The sequence below is a fragment of the Micromonospora sp. NPDC051925 genome (genome assembly GCF_044548625.1).
GTDB lineage: Bacteria > Actinomycetota > Actinomycetes > Mycobacteriales > Micromonosporaceae > Micromonospora.
In genome coordinates, this window is the sequence record NZ_JBIUCH010000019.1 from 133195 (window position 1) to 152954 (window position 19760).

The 19760-nt window shown below is 74.0% G+C and carries 3 protein-coding genes; all 3 read left to right on the forward strand.

Annotation, left to right across the window (positions count from 1 at the left end):
• Positions 1-281: 281 nt before the first annotated feature.
• From ACIG87_RS24640 to ACIG87_RS24650, 3 genes are read left to right on the forward strand one after another with little or no spacing between them, the layout of a single operon-like run.
• Positions 282-5807, forward strand: coding sequence for an SDR family NAD(P)-dependent oxidoreductase (locus tag ACIG87_RS24640; RefSeq protein ID WP_396853557.1), 5526 nt, complete (start codon positions 282-284; stop codon positions 5805-5807).
• Positions 5808-5852: 45 nt separating this feature from the next.
• Positions 5853-14945 carry a type I polyketide synthase gene (locus ACIG87_RS24645; protein WP_396853558.1) on the forward strand — a complete coding sequence of 3031 codons (9093 nt, stop codon included), beginning with the start codon at positions 5853-5855 and terminating at the stop codon, positions 14943-14945.
• A 10-nt stretch (positions 14946-14955) separates the two neighbouring features.
• On the forward strand, positions 14956-19746 hold the full coding sequence (locus ACIG87_RS24650) for a type I polyketide synthase (RefSeq protein ID WP_396853577.1): 4791 nt from the start codon (positions 14956-14958) through the stop codon (positions 19744-19746).
• Positions 19747-19760 lie beyond the last annotated feature (14 nt).

The following is a 19760-nucleotide window of genomic DNA, read 5'->3' on the forward strand; positions in this document are numbered from 1 at the left end:
GTGCGCCGCCGGGCCGGTGCCCGCCGCAGCGGCGAGCAACCCCAGCCCGCCGCTGCGGCGGGCCGGGGAGCGGTTGCCGACGGTCGAGGTCGGACCGTCGAGGGCTAGGGGGCGCTCTGGGGGCGGTAGGGGGTCAAGGGTGCGTCGGGCCGCCGTAGGGTCATCGCGAACAACCAACAATGCCTGAAGAAGCTCTCTGTTTCGACAATTGCCGCCGCGCTGACCCGTGAGTCGATATTGGCCCGGGTCTGCCCGGCTGGGGCTAGTGGCGGGAGACGTAGATGGAGAACGAGGAGAAGCTTCTCGGGTACCTGAAGCGGGCCACCACCGATCTGCGAGAGGCCCGCCGGCAGCTGCGTCAGGCCGAGCGCCGGGAGTACGACCCGATCGCGATCGTTGGCATGAGCTGCCGCTTTCCGGGTGGCGTGGACGGCCCGGCGGCGCTGTGGCAGCTCCTCGTTGACGAGACGGACGCGGTCTCCGACTTTCCCGACGACCGGGGTTGGAACGTCGAGGACATCTACGACCCCGACGATTCCAAGGCCGGTAAGACGTACGCGAGGACCGGCGGTTTCCTTTCCGACGCCGCACTTTTCGATCCCGAGTTCTTTGGCATTTCCCCGCGCGAGGCGATCGCCATGGACCCGCAGCAGCGGTTGATGCTGGAGGCGTCCTGGGAGGCGTTCGAATCGGCCGGCATCGACCCGGTTTCGGTGCGTGGCAGTCGTACCGGGGTGTTCGCCGGGCTGATGTACCACGACTATTCGAGCCGGCTGCCGGAGATCCCCGCCGAGCTGGAGGGCTTCATCGGCACCGGCAACACCGGCAGCATCTGCTCCGGCCGGGTCGCCTACGTGCTGGGCCTCGAAGGCCCGGCGGTCACTGTGGACACCGCCTGCTCGTCGTCGTTGGTCGCGCTGCACCTGGCGATCCAGGCGCTGCGCCGCGAGGAGTGCACCCTGGCGTTGGCCGGTGGCGTGACGGTGATGGCCACCCCGGAGACGTTCGTCGACTTCAGCCGGCAGCGGGGTCTGGCCGCCGACGGCCGGTGCAAACCGTTCGCCGCCGCCGCCGACGGCACCGGCTGGGCCGAGGGTGTCGGGGTGCTGCTGGTCGAGCGGCTCAGCGACGCCCAACGCCACGGGCACCGGGTGCTGGCCGTGGTCCGTGGCACCGCGGTCAACCAGGACGGCGCCAGCAGCGGCCTCACCGCCCCCAACGGCCCCTCGCAACGCCGGGTCATCGCCGACGCCCTGGCCAACGCCCGGCTCACCGCCGACCAGGTGGACGCCGTCGAGGCACACGGCACCGGCACCCGACTCGGTGACCCGATCGAGGCCCAGGCGATCCTGGCCACCTACGGCCGGGACCGGGAGCAGCCGCTCTGGCTGGGCTCGGTGAAGTCGAACCTCGGGCACACCCAGGCCGCCGCCGGGGTCGCCGGAGTGATCAAGATGGTGTTGGCGATGCGGTACGGCCTGCTGCCCCGCAGCCTGCACGTCGACCAGCCCACCCCACACGTCGACTGGACGGCCGGCGACGTCCGGCTGCTCACCGAGGCCGTCGAGTGGCCGGACACCGGACGACCCCGGCGGGCGGCCGTGTCGTCGTTCGGGCTCAGCGGCACCAACGCCCACGTCGTGCTGGAGCAGGCGCCCACGGCGGAGCCGGTCGAGGCCACCGAACTCGCCGCACCGGTCGCCACCGTCGCGCCGCCGGTGGTGCTCTGGCCGCTGTCGGGCCGGTCGGCGGCGGCGCTCGCCGCGCAGGCCGACCGGCTGCGCGGCTTCCTGACCGACGAGCGTCCGGCGGACGTCGGGTTCTCCCTCGGGGTGAACCGGTCGGGGATGGAGTTCCGGGGCGTGGCCGTCGGCAGCGCACCGGTCGGGTCGCCCACCGCCCCGGAGGTCCGGGCCGGATCGAACACCGACCCGGGTCCGTGGACCGAGTCGACGGGCGGTCGGGAACTCCGGGCCGAACTGACGGCAGAGTTGGACGCCCTGGCCGCCGGCACCGGTCTGTCGGGTCGGGTGACCGCTGGTCGGACGGCGGTGTTGTTCACGGGTCAGGGTGCGCAGCGGGTCGGTATGGGTCGTGAGCTTGCGGATGCCTTCCCGGTGTTCGCCGCTGCCCTGGACGAGGTGTGTGCGGCGTTCGGGCCGTTGTTGGGTGGTGATCTGCGGGAGGTGATGTTCACCGATCCGGATGGTGTTCTGGATCGGACGGGGTGGACGCAGCCGGCGTTGTTCGCGGTGGAGGTGGCGTTGTTCCGTCTTGCGGAGTCGTGGGGTCTGAAGCCGGACTTCGTCGCCGGGCATTCGATCGGTGAACTGGCTGCCGCGCATGTGGCGGGGGTGTGGTCGCTGGAGGATGCGTGTCGGGTGGTGGCGGCGCGTGGTGGGTTGATGCAGGCGTTGCCCGCCGGTGGGGCGATGTTGGCGGTCGCGGCGTCGCTGGATGAGTTGGATCTCGATGGCGTCGATGTGGCGGCGGTGAACGGTCCTCGTGCGGTGGTGGTGTCGGGCACGGAGGAGCAGATTGCGGGCCTGGAGGCTCGTCTTGAGGTGAAGACGCGTCGGTTGCGGGTGTCGCACGCGTTCCATTCGCATCTGATGGATCCGATGTTGGCGGAGTACGGGCGGGTCCTCGACGGGGTGGTCGCCAGCCCGGCTGCCATCGCGTTGGTGTCCACGGCGACCGGTGATCTTGCCACCGATGACGAGTTGGGTAGTGCTGGGTACTGGCAGGGTCAGGTGCGGGGGACGGTGCGGTTCGCCGACGCGGTCGCCGCGCTCAAGGAACGCGGGGTCACCCGGTTCATCGAGATCGGGCCGGACAGTGTGCTCACCGCGATGGTCGCCGACTGCGTCGACGACGCGGTGGCGATCCCGCTCCAGCGACGCCACAAGGGCCAGGCCACCGACCCGGTGGCGCGGCGCGACGAGGGCCAGGTGCAGGCGTACGCCGCCGGGATGGCCCAGGCGTGGATCAGCGGCGTCGACCTGGACTGGGCGGCGGTGCACCCGGGCGGTCGGCAGGTCGACCTGCCCACCTACGCCTTCCAGCACCAGCGGTACTGGCTCGACCTGCCCCCCGGCACCGGTGACACCACCGGGCTCGGCCAGCTGCCCGCCGAACACCCGATGCTCGGTGCGGTCGTCGACCTGCCCGGCACCGGCGGCGTGGTGCTCACCGGCCGGCTCTCCCGCACCGCCCAGCCGTGGCTCGCCGACCACGCGGTGTTCGACACCGTCCTCGTCCCCGGCACCGGGCTTGTCGAACTCGCCCTGCGCGCCGGCGACCAGGTCGGCTGCCCGGTACTCGACGAGCTGACCATCGGCGCACCGCTGGTGCTGCCCACCGACGGCGGCCTGGCCCTGCGGGTCACGGTCGACGCCGCCGACGACAGCGGCGCCCGTACCCTCGGCATCTGGAGCCGGCCCGACGACGCGGCCGAGGACACCGACTGGACCCGGCACGCCGAAGGGGTCCTGGTCCGGCAGGCCGGGGCCGACCCGGCCGCCGCCGACCTGTCCGCGTGGCCGCCGGCCGGGGCCGAACCCGTCGACCTCGACGGCCTCTACGACCGGCTGCTCGACCACGGCTACGGCTACGGGCCGGTGTTCCAGGGGCTGCGCGCGGTGTGGCGGCGCGGCGACGGCGACGCCGCCGAGATCTGGGCCGAAGCGGCGCTGCCCGAGGCCGCCGCCACCGACGCTTCCCGGTTCCTGCTGCACCCGGCGCTGCTCGACGCGGCCCTGCACGCCAACCTGGTCGACGAGGGCGCGGGCGACACCCCGCTGCCGTTCTCCTGGCGCGGGGTCACCCTGCACGCCGCGCACGCCGCCACCCTGCGCATCCGGATCTTCCCGGCCACCGCCGACAAGCTGGCCGTCACCGTCGCCGACGGGCACGGCAACCCGGTCGCGACCATCGAACAGCTGGTGGTCCGGCCGGTCGCCGCCGACGCGCTCGGCGCCGCCGCCCGCAGCCGGCACCGCCACCTGTACGAGGTGGACTGGCAGCCCGTCCCCGCCCCGGACGCCGTCGCCGACGGCTGGACCCTGGTCGACGTCGACGCGGAGCTGCCCGACCCGGCACCCGACACCGTCGTGGTCACCCTCGACCCGCCCGGCACCCCGCCCGCCGCCGTGCACGAGGCCACCGAACGCCTGCTGGGGCTGCTGCGCCGATGGCTCACCCACCCGGGGTACGCCGACAGCACGCTGGTGCTGCTCACCCGGGACGCGGTGGCGGCCGGCGACAGCCCGGTCGAACCCGCCCCGGCGGCCCTGTGGGGGCTGGTCCGGGCCGCCGAGGCCGAACACCCCGGCCGGTTCGTGCTGGTCGACACCGACGACACCGGCACCGACCACCTCGCGGCGGCGCTGGCCACCGGCGAACCCGAGGTGGCCGTCCGGGACGGTCGGCTGCTGGTGCCCCGACTGACCCGGATGCCCGTCGAGACGGGCGAGACCGGCACCCCGTGGCCGGTCGACGACACCGTCCTGATCACCGGTGGCCTCGGCGGGCTGGGCAGCCTCGTCGCCCGGCACCTGGTCACCCGGCACGGCGTACGCCGACTGCTGCTGACCGGGCGCAGCGGCGCCGCCACGGCCGGCGCGGCGGAACTGGTCGCGGAGCTCACCGCCGCCGGTGCCGACGTGACGGTCGCCGCCTGCGACGTCGCCGACCGGGACGCGGTCGCCGCGCTGCTCGCCGACCTGCCCGCCGCCCACCCGCTCGGTGCTGTCGTGCACGCGGCCGGCACCGCCGAGAACGCGCTTGTCGACGCCCTCACCCCGGCACAGCTGCACCGGGTGTTGCGGCCCAAGGTGGATGCCGCCTGGCACCTGCACGACCTCACCCGCGACCGCGACCTGACCGCGTTCGTGCTCTTCTCCTCGTCGGCCGGCTGGGTGGCCGGCGCCGGGCAGGCCAACTACGCCGCCGCGAACCTCTTCCTCGACGCGCTCGCCCAGCGCCGCCGCGCCGACGGGCTGGCCGCCACCTCGCTGGCCTACGGCCTCTGGGCCACCGGCACCGGGATGGGTGGTCACCTCGACGACGCCGACCTGCACCGGATGCGCCGGCTCGGGATGCCCGCCATGACCACCGACGAGGGGTTGGAGCTGTTCGACGCGGCCGTCGCCGCCGAGCGGGCCACCGCCGTACCGGTGCGGGTCGACCTGGACGCGCTGCGGCGGCGCACCGACGCGCTGCCCGCCGTGCTGCGCGGCCTGGTCCGCACCCCGGGCCGGCCCACCGCCACCGGCGGCGTGCCGGCCGGCGGGCCACCGCTGGCGCAGCGGCTCGCCGGGCTCTCCGACGCCGACCGGGACACCCTGCTGCTCGACCTGGTCCGCACGCACGCCGCCGCCGTGCTCGGCTTCCCCGGCCCGGCCTCGGTGGAACCCGGCCGGGCGTTCAAGGACCTCGGCTTCGACTCCCTCGCCGCCGTCGAGTTCCGCAACGTGCTCAGCACCGTCACCGGGCTGCGACTGCCCGCCACGCTCGTCTTCGACCACCCCGAACCGGCCGCCCTGGCCCGCGCCCTGAAGGCCGAACTGGTGGTGCCCGACGCCGACCCGGCCGACGCGGTGCTCGCCGACCTCGACCGGCTGGAGAAGGCCCTGGCCGCGGTGTCCGGCGACGAGCACGCCCGGATCACCGCCCGGCTGGAGGCGGTGCTGCGCGGCTGGCAGGACCGGGCCGGCCGCCCCGACGACGACACCCGGCACGACTACGAGTCCGCCACCGACGAGGAGCTGTTCGACGTGCTGGAGAACGAGCTCGGCATCTCCTGACGGCAGTCTCCGACGATCCTCCGGCGGGAAAGATTGGTGTGAACGATGGCGAACGACGACAAGCTCCGTACCTTCCTCAAGCGCGCCACCGCCGAACTGCAACAGGCCAACCGGCGGCTGCGTGAGGTGGAGGGTCGGGACCAGGAGCCGATCGCGATCGTCGGCATGGGCTGCCGCTATCCCGGGGGCGTCCGGTCGCCGGAGGACCTCTGGCAGCTCGTCCTCGACGGCACCGACGCCATCTCCGGCTTCCCCACCGACCGGGGCTGGGACGTCGACGGCGTCTACGACCCGGAACCCGGCAAGCCCGGCAAGAGCTACACCCGGCACGGCGGTTTCCTCTACGACGCGGCCGACTTCGACCCGGGTTTCTTCGGGATGAGCCCCCGCGAGGCGGTGGAGACCGACCCGCAGCAACGGTTGCTGCTGGAGGCGTCCTGGGAGGCGTTCGAGCACGGCGGCATCGACCCGGTCGCCATGAAGGGCAGCGCCACCGGCGTCTTCGTCGGGGTCATGCACCACGACTACGTCGACAGCACCACCTCCGGCAGCCTCGTCTCCGGTCGGGTCGCCTACCACCTGGGCCTGGAGGGGCCGGCGATCACCGTCGACACCGCCTGCTCGTCGTCGTCGGTGGCGGTGCACCTGGCCTGCCAGTCGCTGCGCAAGGAGGAGTGCGGCCTGGCCCTGGCCGGTGGCGTCGCGGTGATGGCCACTCCGCAGCTCTTCGTCGAGTTCAGCCGGCAACGCGCGCTGTCCGCGGACGGCCGGTGCCGCTCCTTCGGTGACGGTGCCGATGGCGCGGCCTGGTCCGAGGGTGTCGGGGTGCTGGTGCTGGAGCGGCTCTCCGACGCCCAACGCAATGGTCACCGGGTGTACGGGGTGATCCGGGGTTCGGCGGTGAACCAGGACGGCGCGTCCAACGGGTTGACCGCGCCGAACGGGCCGGCGCAGCAGCGGGTGATCCGGGCGGCGCTGGCCAACGCCCGGCTCACCGTCGCCGACGTGGATGTGATCGAGGCGCACGGCACCGGCACCACCCTCGGCGATCCGATCGAGGCACAGGCGCTGCTCGCCACCTACGGCCGGGGCCGGGAGCAGCCGTTCTTCCTCGGCTCGATCAAGTCGAACATCGGGCACGCCCAGGCCGCCTCCGGGGTCGCCGGTGTGATCAAGATGGTGATGGCGATGCGGCACGGGACGCTGCCGCGCACCCTGCACGCCGAGACGCCGTCCCGGCAGGTCGACTGGGATTCCGGGGACGTCCGGCTGCTCACCGAACAGGTCGACTGGCCGGCGGTGGACCGGCCGCGCCGGGCCGGGGTGTCCTCGTTCGGGATCAGCGGCACCAACGTGCACCTCATCGTCGAGCAGGCACCGCCCGTCGAGGACACCGAGCCGGGACCGACCCCGCCGGTCACCCTCTGGCCCGTGTCGGGACGCTCCACCGAAGGACTCGCCCGCCAGGCCGCCCGCATCGCGGAGTTCGCCGCCGGCACCGACGCGCGTCCGGTGGACGTCGGGTTCTCCCTCGGCGCTGGCCGGGCGGCGTTGGAGTTCCGGGGCGTGGCGGTCGGCCGGGAGGCGACCGAGCTGTCCGCCGGCCTGACCTCTCTTGCCGCCGGCACCGGCGTATCGGGTCGGGTGGCCGGTGGTCGGACGGCGGTGTTGTTCACCGGTCAGGGTGCGCAGCGGGTGGGGATGGGTCGTGAGTTGGCGGCGGCGTTCCCGGTTTTCGCGTCGGCTCTCGATGAGGTGTGTGCCGCCTTCGCGCCGTTGCTCGATGGTGATCTGCGGGTGGTGATGTTCACCGATCCGGATGGTGTTCTGGATCGGACGGGGTGGACGCAGCCGGCGTTGTTCGCGGTGGAGGTGGCGTTGTTCCGTCTTGCGGAGTCGTGGGGTCTGAAGCCGGACTTCGTCGCCGGGCATTCGATCGGTGAACTGGCTGCCGCGCACGTTGCGGGGGTGTGGTCTCTCGAGGATGCGTGTCGGGTGGTGGCGGCGCGTGGTGGTCTGATGCAGGCGCTGCCGGCGGGTGGGGCGATGCTGGCCATCGCCGCGCCGCTGGACGAGTTGGACCTCGACGGCATCGACGTGGCGGCGGTGAACGGCCCTCGTGCGGTGGTGGTCTCCGGCACGGAGGAGCAGATTGCCGGCCTGGAGGCTCGTCTTGAGGTGAAGACGCGCCGGTTGCGGGTGTCGCATGCGTTCCACTCGCAGCTCATGGACCCGATGTTGGCCGAGTACGGCCGGGTCCTCGACGGGGTGACCGCAGCCCCGGCCGGCATTCCGTTGGTGTCCACCGCTACGGGTGACCTCGCCTCCGACGCCGAGTTGGGTAGCACCGGGTACTGGCAGGGGCAGGTGCGGGGAACGGTGCGGTTCGCCGACGCGGTCGCCGCGTTGGCCGCCCGCGGGGTGACCCGGTTCGTCGAGATCGGACCGGACAGCGTGCTCACCGCGATGGTCGGGGAGTGCGCCACGGACGCCGTCGCGATCCCGCTGCAACGCCGGTACCACGACCAGGTCACCGCCTACGCCACCGGGATGGCCCGAGCCTGGGTCAGCGGCGTCGACCTCGACTGGACGACAGTGCACCCCGGCGCGCGGCAGGTCGACCTGCCCCGCTACGCCTTCGCCCGCCAGCGTTACTGGCTGGAAGCCCCCACCGCCGCGCCGGCCACCGCCACCGACGGCTGGCGGTACCGGGTGGTGTGGCGGGCCGCCGACCTGCCCACCGGCCCGGAGCTGACCGGGAACTGGTGGATCGTCACGCCGGACGTGCTCGCCGACGACCCCCGGGCCACCGCCGTGGCCGACGCGCTCACCGCCCGGGGCGCGACCGTCGTCCAGGTCGACGCCGCCGACCTCACCGGCACCGCGATCGCCGGTCGGGGCACCCCCGCCGGGGTGGTCTCCCTGATCGGCCTCGACGACACCCCGGACCCGTACGACGCCGGGCTGTCCGCCGGGGTCACCGGCACCGTACGACTGGTGCAGACCCTCGCCGCCGCCGACTTCACCGGCCGGCTCTGGTGCCTCACCGCAGGCGGTGTCGCCGTCGACCGCTACGAGGACCTGCCGCACGCCGCGCAGGCCGGGCTCTGGGGCCTCGGCACCGTGCTCTCCCTCGACCACCCCGGCTGGTGGGGTGGCCTGGTCGACCTGCCCGCCGACTGGACGCCCGCCACCCTCGACCGCCTCGTCGACGTGCTCGCCGACGGCGGCGAGGACCAGGTCGCCCTGCGTGCCGCGGGGGTGCTGGCCCGACGGATGGTCCGCTGGCCCGTCGCCGGCAGCCCCGACCGGCGCTGGCGGCCCACCGGCACCGTGCTGGTCACCGGCGGCACCGGCGGTATCGGCGCGCACCTCACCGAGTGGCTCCTCGACCAGGGCGCCGAGCGGGTCGTGCTGGCCAGCCGGCGTGGCCCGGCCGCCCCCGGCGCGGCCGACCTGGCCGCCCGGCTGCCCGGTGTGCAGGTCGTCGCGTGCGACGTGGCCGACCGGGACGCGGTCGCCGCGTTGCTCGACGGGATCGGCGACGAGCTGACCGCCGTCTTCCACGCCGCCGGGGTGCTGTACGACCCCGCCCCGCTCGACGCGACAAGCCTCGACGACTTCGCCGCCGTGTGCCGGGCCAAGGTGCTCGGCGCGACCCACCTCGACGCGTTGCTCGCCGACCGGCCGCTCGACGCGTTCGTCCTGTTCGCCTCCGGCGCGGCCGTCTGGGGCAGCGCCGGGCAGGCCGCCTACGGCACCGGCAACGCCTGGCTCGACGCCCTCGCCCACCAGCGCCGCCGTCGGGGCCGGACCGCCACCTCCGTCGCCTGGGGCACCTGGGGCGGTGGTGGCATGGTCGACGACCAGGCCACCGAACACCTCCTGCGGCAGGGCACCCCGCCGATGGAGCCGCGCCTCGCCCTCGGTGCGCTACAGCAGGTCCTCGACCACGACGAGAGCCACCTCGTGGTCACCGACATCGACTGGGCCCGGTTCGCCCCGATCTACACCCTGGCCCGACCCCGGCCACTGCTCGCCGCGCTCCCCGAGGCCCACCAGGGCCCGGTGGCCGCCGCGCCGGCCGCGCCGGGCGACACCTCCGTACTGGCCGGTCTGCCCGACGCCGAGCGGCTGCCGTACCTGCTGGACACCGTCCGCACCCACGTCGCCGCCGTCCTCGGGTACGACACGGGGGCCACCGTGGACGTCCAACGGCCGTTCCGGGAACTCGGCTTCGACTCGCTGACCGCGGTGGAGCTGCGCAACGCCCTCGGCGAGGCGGTCGGGCTGCGGCTGCCGGCCACCATGGTCTACGACCACCCGACCCCTGCCGTACTGGCCCGCCACCTGTACGACGAACTCGTCGGCACCGCCACCACACCCGACGCCGTACCCGGCGGCACCCCGCTCACCCCCGACGAGCCGATCGCCATCGTCGGGATGAGCTGCCGCTACCCGGGCGGCGTCCGGTCCCCGGAGGACCTGTGGCGGCTCGTCGACAGCGGCACCGACGCGATCAGCGCGTTCCCGGTCGACCGGGGCTGGGACACCGACGCCCTCTTCGACGCCGACCCGGACCAGCCCGGCACCAGCTACGTCCGCTCCGGCGGCTTCGTCTACGAGGCGGGCGCGTTCGACGCCGAGTTCTTCGGCATCTCGCCCCGCGAGGCGATCGCCATGGACCCGCAGCAGCGGCTGATGCTCGAAGTCACCTGGGAGGCGTGCGAGCGGGCCGGGATGAACCCGGAGGCGCTGCGCGGCAGCCCGGTCGGGGTCTTCGTCGGCTCCGGCGCCCAGGACTACGGCGACCTGCTCGGTCTCGCCCCCGCCGAGTCGGAGGCGTACCTGAGCACCGGCAGTTCCGCGTCGGTGATATCCGGCCGGGTGTCGTACGCCTTCGGTTTCGAGGGGCCGTCGATGACTGTCGACACCGCCTGCTCCTCGTCGCTGGTCGCGCTGCACCTGGCCAGCCAGGCGCTGCGGGCCGGGGAGTGCGGCACCGCCATCGCCGGTGGGGTGCTGGTGATGTCGAACCCCACCCCGTTCGTGGCGTTCAGCCGGCAGCGGGGCCTGGCCCCCGACGGCCGCTGCAAGTCCTTCTCCGACGATGCCGACGGCACCGGCTGGTCCGAGGGTGTCGGGGTGCTGGTGCTGGAACGTCTCTCCGACGCCCAGCGCAATGGTCACCGGGTGTACGGGGTGATCCGGGGTTCGGCGGTGAACCAGGACGGCGCGTCCAACGGGTTGACCGCGCCGAACGGGCCGGCGCAGCAGCGGGTGATCCGGGCGGCGCTGGCCAACGCCCGGCTCACCGTCGCCGACGTGGATGTGATCGAGGCGCACGGCACCGGTACCACCCTCGGCGATCCGATCGAGGCCCAGGCACTCCTCGCCACCTACGGCCGGGACCGGGACCGGCCGCTGTGGCTCGGCTCGATCAAGTCGAACATGGGGCACGCCCAGGCCGCCGCCGGCATGGCCGGTGTGATCAAGATGGTGATGGCGATGCGGCACGGGACGCTGCCGCGCACCCTGCACGCCGAGACGCCGTCCCGGCAGGTCGACTGGGATTCCGGGGACGTCCGGCTGCTCACCGAACCGGTCGACTGGCCGGCCGGGGGCCGTCCCCGCCGGGCCGGGGTGTCCTCGTTCGGGATCAGCGGCACCAACGCGCACGTGATCGTCGAGGAGGCCCCACCGGTCGAGGCCACCGAGCCGGTCGAGACCCCCGAGCCGCCGGTGGTGCTCTGGCCGCTGTCGGCCCGGTCCGCCGGTGCGCTGGCCGAGCAGGCCGCCCGGCTCCGCGACGACCTGCCCGCCGACGTACGGCCGGTGGACGTCGGGCACTCGCTGACCGCAGGCCGGGCGGCCCTGGACCACCGGGGCGTGGTCGTCGGCCGCCCCGGCACCGACCTGCCCACCGGCCCGACCACCGGCACCGACCTGACCGTCGATTCGACGGCCCTGGTCGCCGGCCTGGAGGCCCTGGCCGCCGGCACCGGTCTGTCGGGTCGGGTGACCGCTGGTCGGACGGCGGTGTTGTTCACGGGTCAGGGTGCGCAGCGGGTCGGTATGGGTCGTGAGCTTGCGGATGCCTTCCCGGTGTTCGCCGCTGCCCTGGATGAGGTGTGTGCGGCGTTCGGGCCGTTGTTGGGTGGTGATCTGCGGGTGGTGATGTTCACCGATCCGGATGGTGTTCTGGATCGGACGGGGTGGACGCAGCCGGCGTTGTTCGCGGTGGAGGTGGCGTTGTTCCGTCTTGCGGAGTCGTGGGGTCTGAAGCCGGATTTCGTGGCGGGTCATTCGATCGGTGAACTGGCTGCCGCGCACGTCGCCGGGGTGTGGTCTCTCGAAGATGCGTGTCGGGTGGTGGCGGCGCGTGGTGGGTTGATGCAGGCGTTGCCCGCCGGTGGGGCGATGTTGGCGGTCGCGGCGTCGCTGGATGAGTTGGATCTCGATGGCGTCGATGTGGCGGCGGTGAACGGCCCTCGTGCGGTGGTGGTGTCGGGGACGGAGGAGCAGATTGCGGGCCTGGAGGCTCGTCTTGAGGTGAAGACGCGTCGGTTGCGGGTGTCGCACGCGTTCCACTCGCATCTGATGGATCCGATGCTGGCGGAGTACGGGCGGGTGCTCGACGGGGTGGTCGCCAGTCCGGCGGGTGTTCCGTTGGTGTCGACGGCGACCGGTGATCTCGCTTCCGACGGCGAGTTGGGTAGTGCTGGGTACTGGCAGGGTCAGGTGCGGGGGACGGTGCGGTTCGCCGACGCGGTCGCCGCGCTCAAGGAACGCGGGGTCACCCGGTTCATCGAGATCGGCCCGGACAGTGTGCTCACCGCGATGGCCGCCGACAGCGTCGAGGGCGTCGCCTGCATTCCGCTGCAACGCCGGGACCGCGACCAGGTCACCGGGTACGCCACCGGGATGGCCCAGGCGTGGACCACCGGCCTCGACCTCGACTGGTCGGCCATCCACCCCGGCGGTCGGCAGGTCGACCTGCCCACCTACGCCTTCCAGCACCAGCGCTACTGGATCGAGCCCGATCCCACCGCCGGAACCGGCACCGACGCCGCCGACGGCGGGTTCTGGGACGCCGTCGACCGGGGCGACACCGACCTGCTCGCCGACGGCCTCGGCGTCGCCCCCGGCGTGGTCACCGAGGTGCTGCCCGGCCTCGCGGCCTGGCGGGCCCGGCAGCGGGACGCGTCCACCGTGGACGACTGGCGTTACCGGGTGGTGTGGCGCTCCACCGAACTGCCCGGCGGCGGGGAACTGCCCGGCACCTGGTGGCTCGTCGTACCGGCGGCGTCGACCGGCGACGCGCGGGTACGCGCCATCGCCGACGGGCTGGCCGCCCGGGGCGCCGACGTCGTCACGGTCACCGGCACGGACCTGCCCGCCGGGGACACCCCCGTCGGGGTGATCTCCCTCCTCGCCCTCGACGACAGGCCCGACGCCACCGACGCCGGGCTCTCCGTCGGCGTCACCGACACCGTGGCGCTGATCCAGGCGCTCACCGCCACCGACTTCGCCGGTCGGGTCTGGTGCCTCACCGCGGGCGGTGTCGCCGTCGACCGGTTCGAGGACCTGCCGCACGCCGCGCAGGGCGCGCTCTGGGGCCTCGGCACCGTGCTGTCCCTGGAGTACCCGCACTCCTGGGGTGGCCTGGTCGACCTGCCCACCGACTGGACCGACGAGCACGTCGAGCGGCTCGCCGACGTCCTCGCCGCCGGGGCGGAGGACCAGGTGGCCGTCCGTACCGCCGGGGTGCTGGCCCGGCGGCTGGTCCGCTGGCCGGCCGCCGGCAGCCCCGAACGGCGCTGGCAGCCGACCGGCACCGTGCTGGTCACCGGCGGCACCGGCGGCATCGGTGGGCACCTGACCGAGTGGCTGATCGATCACGGCGCGGACCGGGTGGTGCTGGCCAGCCGGCGCGGGATGGCTGCCCCCGGCGCGGCCGACCTGGCGGCCCGGCACCCGGGCGTCGACATCGTCGCCTGCGACGTGGCCGACCGGGACGCGGTCGCCGCGCTCCTGGCCGGGTTGGGTGACGAGCTGACCGCCGTGTTCCACGCCGCCGGGGTGCTGCACCAGGAGAAGTCGCTGCCGGAGACCAGCGTGGCGGAGTTCGCCGACGTGTGCCGGGCGAAGGTGCTGGGTGCGGTGCATCTCGACGCGTTGTTGGCTGACCGGTCGTTGGACGCGTTCGTGTTGTTCTCGTCGGGTGCTGCGGTGTGGGGCAGTGCCGGGCAGGCGGGGTACGCGACGGCGAACGCGTACCTGGACGCGTTGGCGCACCGGCGGCGGACCCGGGGTGCGGTGGCCACCTCGGTCGCCTGGGGCAGCTGGGCCGGTGGTGGCATGGCAGACGGGGAGGCCACCGCGCACCTGCGTCGGCAGGGCACCCCGCCGATGGACCCCCGGCTCGCCGTCCGGGCACTGCGGCAGGCCCTCGACCACGACGAGAGCCACCTCGTCGTCGCCGACATCGACTGGGACCGGTTCACCCCCATCTACACCCTGGCCCGGCCCCGGCCGCTGCTCGCCGCGCTCCCCGACGCCCACCCGGAGACCGAACCGGCCGCCCCGGTCGCCGGCACCGCCGACCTCGCCGGCCGGCTCGCCGCGATGCCGTCACCGGACCGGCTGGACACCGTCCTGGCGCTGGTCCGCGACCAGGTCGCCGCCGTCCTCGGGTACGCCTCCGGTGTCGACGTCGACCCCGAGCGGGCGTTCAAGGAGGCCGGCTTCGACTCGCTGACCGCCGTCGAGCTGCGCAACCGGCTCGCCACCGAGACCGGGCTGCGGTTGCCCGCCACGCTGGTCTTCGACCACCCGACCCCGACCGAGCTGGCCCAGCAGCTGCTCACCGAGCTGGTGCCCGCCGACGCCGGGGGCGTCACCCTGCTCGACGACCTCGACCGGCTCCAGGCGGCGCTGTCCACCCTGGACGCCGACGCGGTCGCCGCCCTGGACGAGAGCACCCGCGCCGGGGTGGGGGAGCGGCTCAAGGCCCTGCTGGCGGCCTGGACCGCCGGTCAACGCCCGGCCGAGGTGGCCAGCGTGACCGAGGACCTCGACACCGCCTCCGACGACGACCTCTTCGACTTCATCGACAGCAAGTTCGGCACCTCATGATCCGTCCGCTCTGCCGGCCCCGTCCACGAATGGGTTCCTGATGTCCAACGAACAGAAGCTTCGTGACTACCTGCGGCGGGTCACGGCCGACCTGCACGAGACCAGCGAGCGGCTCCGCGACATCGAGGAGCGCGCCGCCGAGCCCATCGCCATCGTCGGCATGGGCTGCCGCTACCCGGGCGGGGTCGACTCGCCCGACGCCCTGTGGGATCTCGTCGCGGCCGGCACCGACGCCATCTCCGGCATGCCCACCGACCGGGGCTGGGACCTCGACCGGCTCTACGACCCGGACCCGGACCACCCCGGCACCAGCTACACCCGGGAGGGTGGCTTCCTCTTCGACGCCGCCGCCTTCGACCCGACGTTCTTCGGCATCTCGCCCCGCGAGGCCGCCGAGATGGACCCGCAGCAGCGGCTGTTCCTGGAGACGTCCTGGGAGGCGCTGGAGCGGGCCGGCATCGACCCGCTGTCGCTCAAGGGCAGCCCCACCGCCGTGTTCACCGGCGTCGCCTACCACGACTACCCGGACAGCTGGGGGGCCGGCAGCATCGTCTCCGGTCGGCTGTCGTACACCCTCGGCCTGGAAGGGCAGTCGGTCACCGTCGACACCGGCTGCTCGTCGTCGCTGGTCGCCCTGCACTGGGCCTGCCAGTCGCTGCGCTCCGGCGAGTCGTCGCTCGCCGTCGCGGGCGGGGTCACCGTGATCGGCACCCCCGCCGCGTTCGTGGAGTTCTCCCGGCAGCGGGCGCTGTCCTTCGACGGCCGGTGCAAGTCGTTCGCCGCCGCCGCGGACGGCACCGGCTGGGCTGAGGGCGTCGGCGCGCTGGTGCTGGAACGGCTCTCCGACGCCCGCCGCAACGGCCACCCGGTGCTCGCCGTCATCCGGGGCTCCGCGATCAACCAGGACGGCGCGTCCAACGGCCTCACCGCCCCCAACGGCCCCTCCCAGCGCCGGGTCATCCGGGCCGCGCTCGCCAACGCCCGGCTCGCCAGCCAGGAGATCGACGCGGTCGAGGCGCACGGCACCGGCACCCGGCTCGGCGACCCGATCGAGGCGCAGGCGCTGCTCGCCACGTACGGCCGGGACCGCCCCGCCGACCGGCCGCTCTGGCTCGGCTCGCTCAAGTCCAACATCGGCCACTCGCAGGCCGCCGCCGGGGTCGGCGGGGTGATCAAGATGGTGCAGGCGATGCGGCACGGGGTGCTGCCCCGTACCCTGCACGTCGACGAGCCCAGCGGCGAGGTCGACTGGTCGCCCGGCACCGTGCGGCTGCTCACCGAGCCGGTCGACTGGCCGCAGACCGGCCGGGCCCGCCGCTGCGCGGTCTCCTCGTTCGGCATCAGCGGCACCAACGCCCACGTGGTGCTGGAGGAGGTGCCCCCGGCCGAGGAGGACGAGCAGCCGGCCACCCCGGCGGTGCTGCCGTGGGTGCTCTCCGGGCACACCGACCGGGCGCTGCGGGCCCAGGCCGAACGGCTGCTGTCCCACCTGGACGCCGCGCCGACCGACCCCGCCGCGGTGGGTCGTACGCTGGCCGGCCGAGCCCGGCTCGACCACCGGGCGGTGGTGCTCGGCGGGGACCTGCCGCAGCTGCGCGCCGCGCTCGCCTCGGTCGCCGTCGGCCAGCCCGCCCCGACCTCGGTCACCGGCACCGCCGACGCCGCCGGCCGGGTCGTCTTCGTCTTCCCTGGCCAGGGCGCCCAGTGGGTCGGCATGGCCGCCGCCCTGCTGGACTCCTCGCCGGTCTTCGCCGAGCAGATGCGCCGCTGCGCCACCGAACTGCGCGCGTACGTCGACTGGGACCTGCTCGACGTGGTGCGCGGCGTACCCGGTGCGCCGTCGCTGGAGTGGGTGGACGTCGTCCAGCCCGCCCTCTGGGCGATGATGGTCTCCCTCGCCGCGACCTGGCGGGCATACGGTGTCGAACCCGACGCCGTGGTCGGCCACTCGCAGGGTGAGATCGCCGCCGCCTGCGTGGCCGGCGGGCTGTCCCTCGCCGACGGGGCGCGGGTGGTCACCCTGCGTAGCCGCGCCATCGGCGAGAAGCTGGCCGGCCGGGGTGGCATGGTCTCCGTCGGGCTGCCCGCCGACCGGGTACAGGAGCGGATCGCCCGGTGGGCGGGCGACATCTCCCTCGCCGTGGTCAACGGCACCGGCTCGGTGGTGGTCTCCGGCACCCCGGAGGCGCTGCGCGAACTCGTCGCCACGCTCACCGACGAGGGGGTACGGGTCAAGCAGGTCGCCGTCGACTACGCCTCGCACTCCGCCCAGGTGGAGGCGCTGGAACACCGGCTGCTGGAGGACCTGGCCCCGATCAACCCGCGTACCGGGACGATCCGGATGCTCTCCACCGTCACCGGCGACTGGGTGGACACCGCCACCCTCGACGCCCGCTACTGGTACGACAACCTCCGCAACACGGTCCGGTTCGACCCGGCGATCCGCTCTCTCGCCGGGCAGGGCTGGACCGGGTTCGTGGAGGTCAGCCCGCATCCGGTGCTCGGCATGGGAATGCAGGAGACGCTGGAGTCGGCGGACCACCCGACGGTGGTCACCGGCACCCTGCGCCGTGACGACGGTGGCCTGGACCGGCTGCTCACCTCCCTGGCCGAACTGCACGTGCGCGGCGTCGACGTGGACTGGGCCACCGCCCTGCCCGGCACCCGCCGGGCGGACCTGCCCACCTACGCCTTCCAGCACGAGCGTTACTGGATCGCCCCGACCACCGCCGCCCCGGCCGTGGCCGGCACCGACGCCGGGTTCTGGGAGGCCGTGGAACGCGCCGACGTCGACGTGCTCGCCGACGGCCTCGGCGTCGACACCGCGCTGGTCGGCGAGGTGCTGCCGGGCCTGACGTCGTGGCGGTCCCGGCAGCGCGACGTCGCCACCGTGGACGGCTGGCGGTACCGGGTGGTGTGGCAGCCGGCCGAACTGCCCACCGGCGGATCGCTGACCGGCGTCTGGTGGGTGGTCGCCCCGGCGGCGTTGGCCGGCGACGACCGGCTCCGTACGCTCGCCGACGGGCTGGCCGCCCGTGGGGCCGAGGTGGTCACCGTCACCGGCACCGACCACGCCGGCCGGGAGGCCCCCGCCGGGGTGCTCTCCCTGCTCGCCCTGGACGACGGGCCCGATCCGCTGGGCGTGGGCCTGTCCGCCGGGATCACCGCCACCGTGTCGTTGGTGCGTGCCCTGGCCGCGTCCGACTTCACCGGGCGGCTCTGGTGCGTCACCGCAGGCGGGGTCGGCGTCGACCGGTTCGAGTCGGTCACGGACCCCGCCCAGGGCGCCCTGTGGGGTCTGGGCACCGTGCTCTCCCTCGACTACCCCGGCTGGTGGGGTGGCCTGGTCGACCTGCCGGCCGAGTGGACGCCGGACACCGTCGACCGGCTGGCCGACGTGCTGACCGGTGGCGGCGAGGACCAGGTCGCGGTGCGTGCGGCCGGGACGCTGGCCCGCCGGATGGTCCGTCGTCCGGTGACCGGGGCACCCGAACGGCGCTGGCGACCCAGCGGCACCGTCCTGGTCACCGGCGGCACCGGCGGGGTCGGCGGGCACGTCACCGAATGGCTGATCGCGCACGGTGCGGACCGGGTCGTGCTGGCCAGCCGGCGCGGCCCGGACGCCCCCGGCGCGGCCGAACTCACCGCCCGGCTGCCCGGTGTACGGGTGGTCGCCTGCGACGTGGCCGACCGGGACGCGGTCGCCGCGCTCCTGGCCGAGTTGGGCGACGAGCTGACCGCCGTGTTCCACGCCGCCGGGGTGCTGCACCCCGAGGTGCCGTTGGGGGAGACCAGCCTCGACGACTTCGCCGACGTGTGCCGGGCGAAGGTGCTGGGTGCGGTGCATCTCGACGCGTTGTTGGCTGACCGGTCGTTGGACGCGTTCGTGTTGTTCTCGTCGGGTGCTGCGGTGTGGGGCAGTGCCGGGCAGGCGGGGTACGCGACGGCGAACGCGTACCTGGACGCGTTGGCGCACCGGCGGCGGACCCGGGGGGCGGTGGCCACCTCGATCGCCTGGGGCAGCTGGGGTGGCGGCGGCGGGATGGCCGGCGGTGAGGTCGGCGCGCACCTCGACCGGCTCGGCGTCGGCGTCATGGACCCCCGGCTCGCCGTCGGCGCCCTCGGGCAGGCCCTCGACCACGACGAGAGTCACCTCGTCGTCGCCGACATCGACTGGGCCCGGTTCGCCCCCATCTACACCCTGGCCCGGGACCGGCCGCTGCTCGCCGACCTGCCCGACGCCGCGCCCGAGGCCGCCGAGACCGACGACCCGGCGTCGTCCTCCGCGCTCGCCGACCGGCTCGCCGCGCTGCCCGAGGCCGAGCAGCGTGCCCTGCTGCTCGACACGGTCCGCACCAACGTGGCCGCCGTCCTCGGCTACGGCGACGCCGACCAGGTCGAACCGCAGCGCGCGTTCAAGGAACTCGGCATGGACTCGGTGACCGCGGTGGAGCTGCGCAACCGGCTCAGTGCCGCCACCGGCGTACGGCTCTCCGCCACCCTGGTCTTCGACCACCCCAACCCGACCGCCCTCGCCGACCAGCTCCGCGCCGAACTCGGCTACACCGGTGACACCGCCGGTGGCCTGCTCGCCGAGCTGGACCGGTTGGAGGTCACCGTCGCCGGTCTGACGCCCGAGGAGATCGAACGCCACCGGGTCACCGTCCGGCTCCAGTCGCTGCTGGCGAAGCTCAACGAGACCCTCAGCACCACCGCGGGCACCACCCTGGTCGACCGGCTCGAAACAGCCTCCGCCGACGACGTGTTCGACCTGATCGACAAGGAACTCGGGATGACCTGAGCCGCCACCGCGCT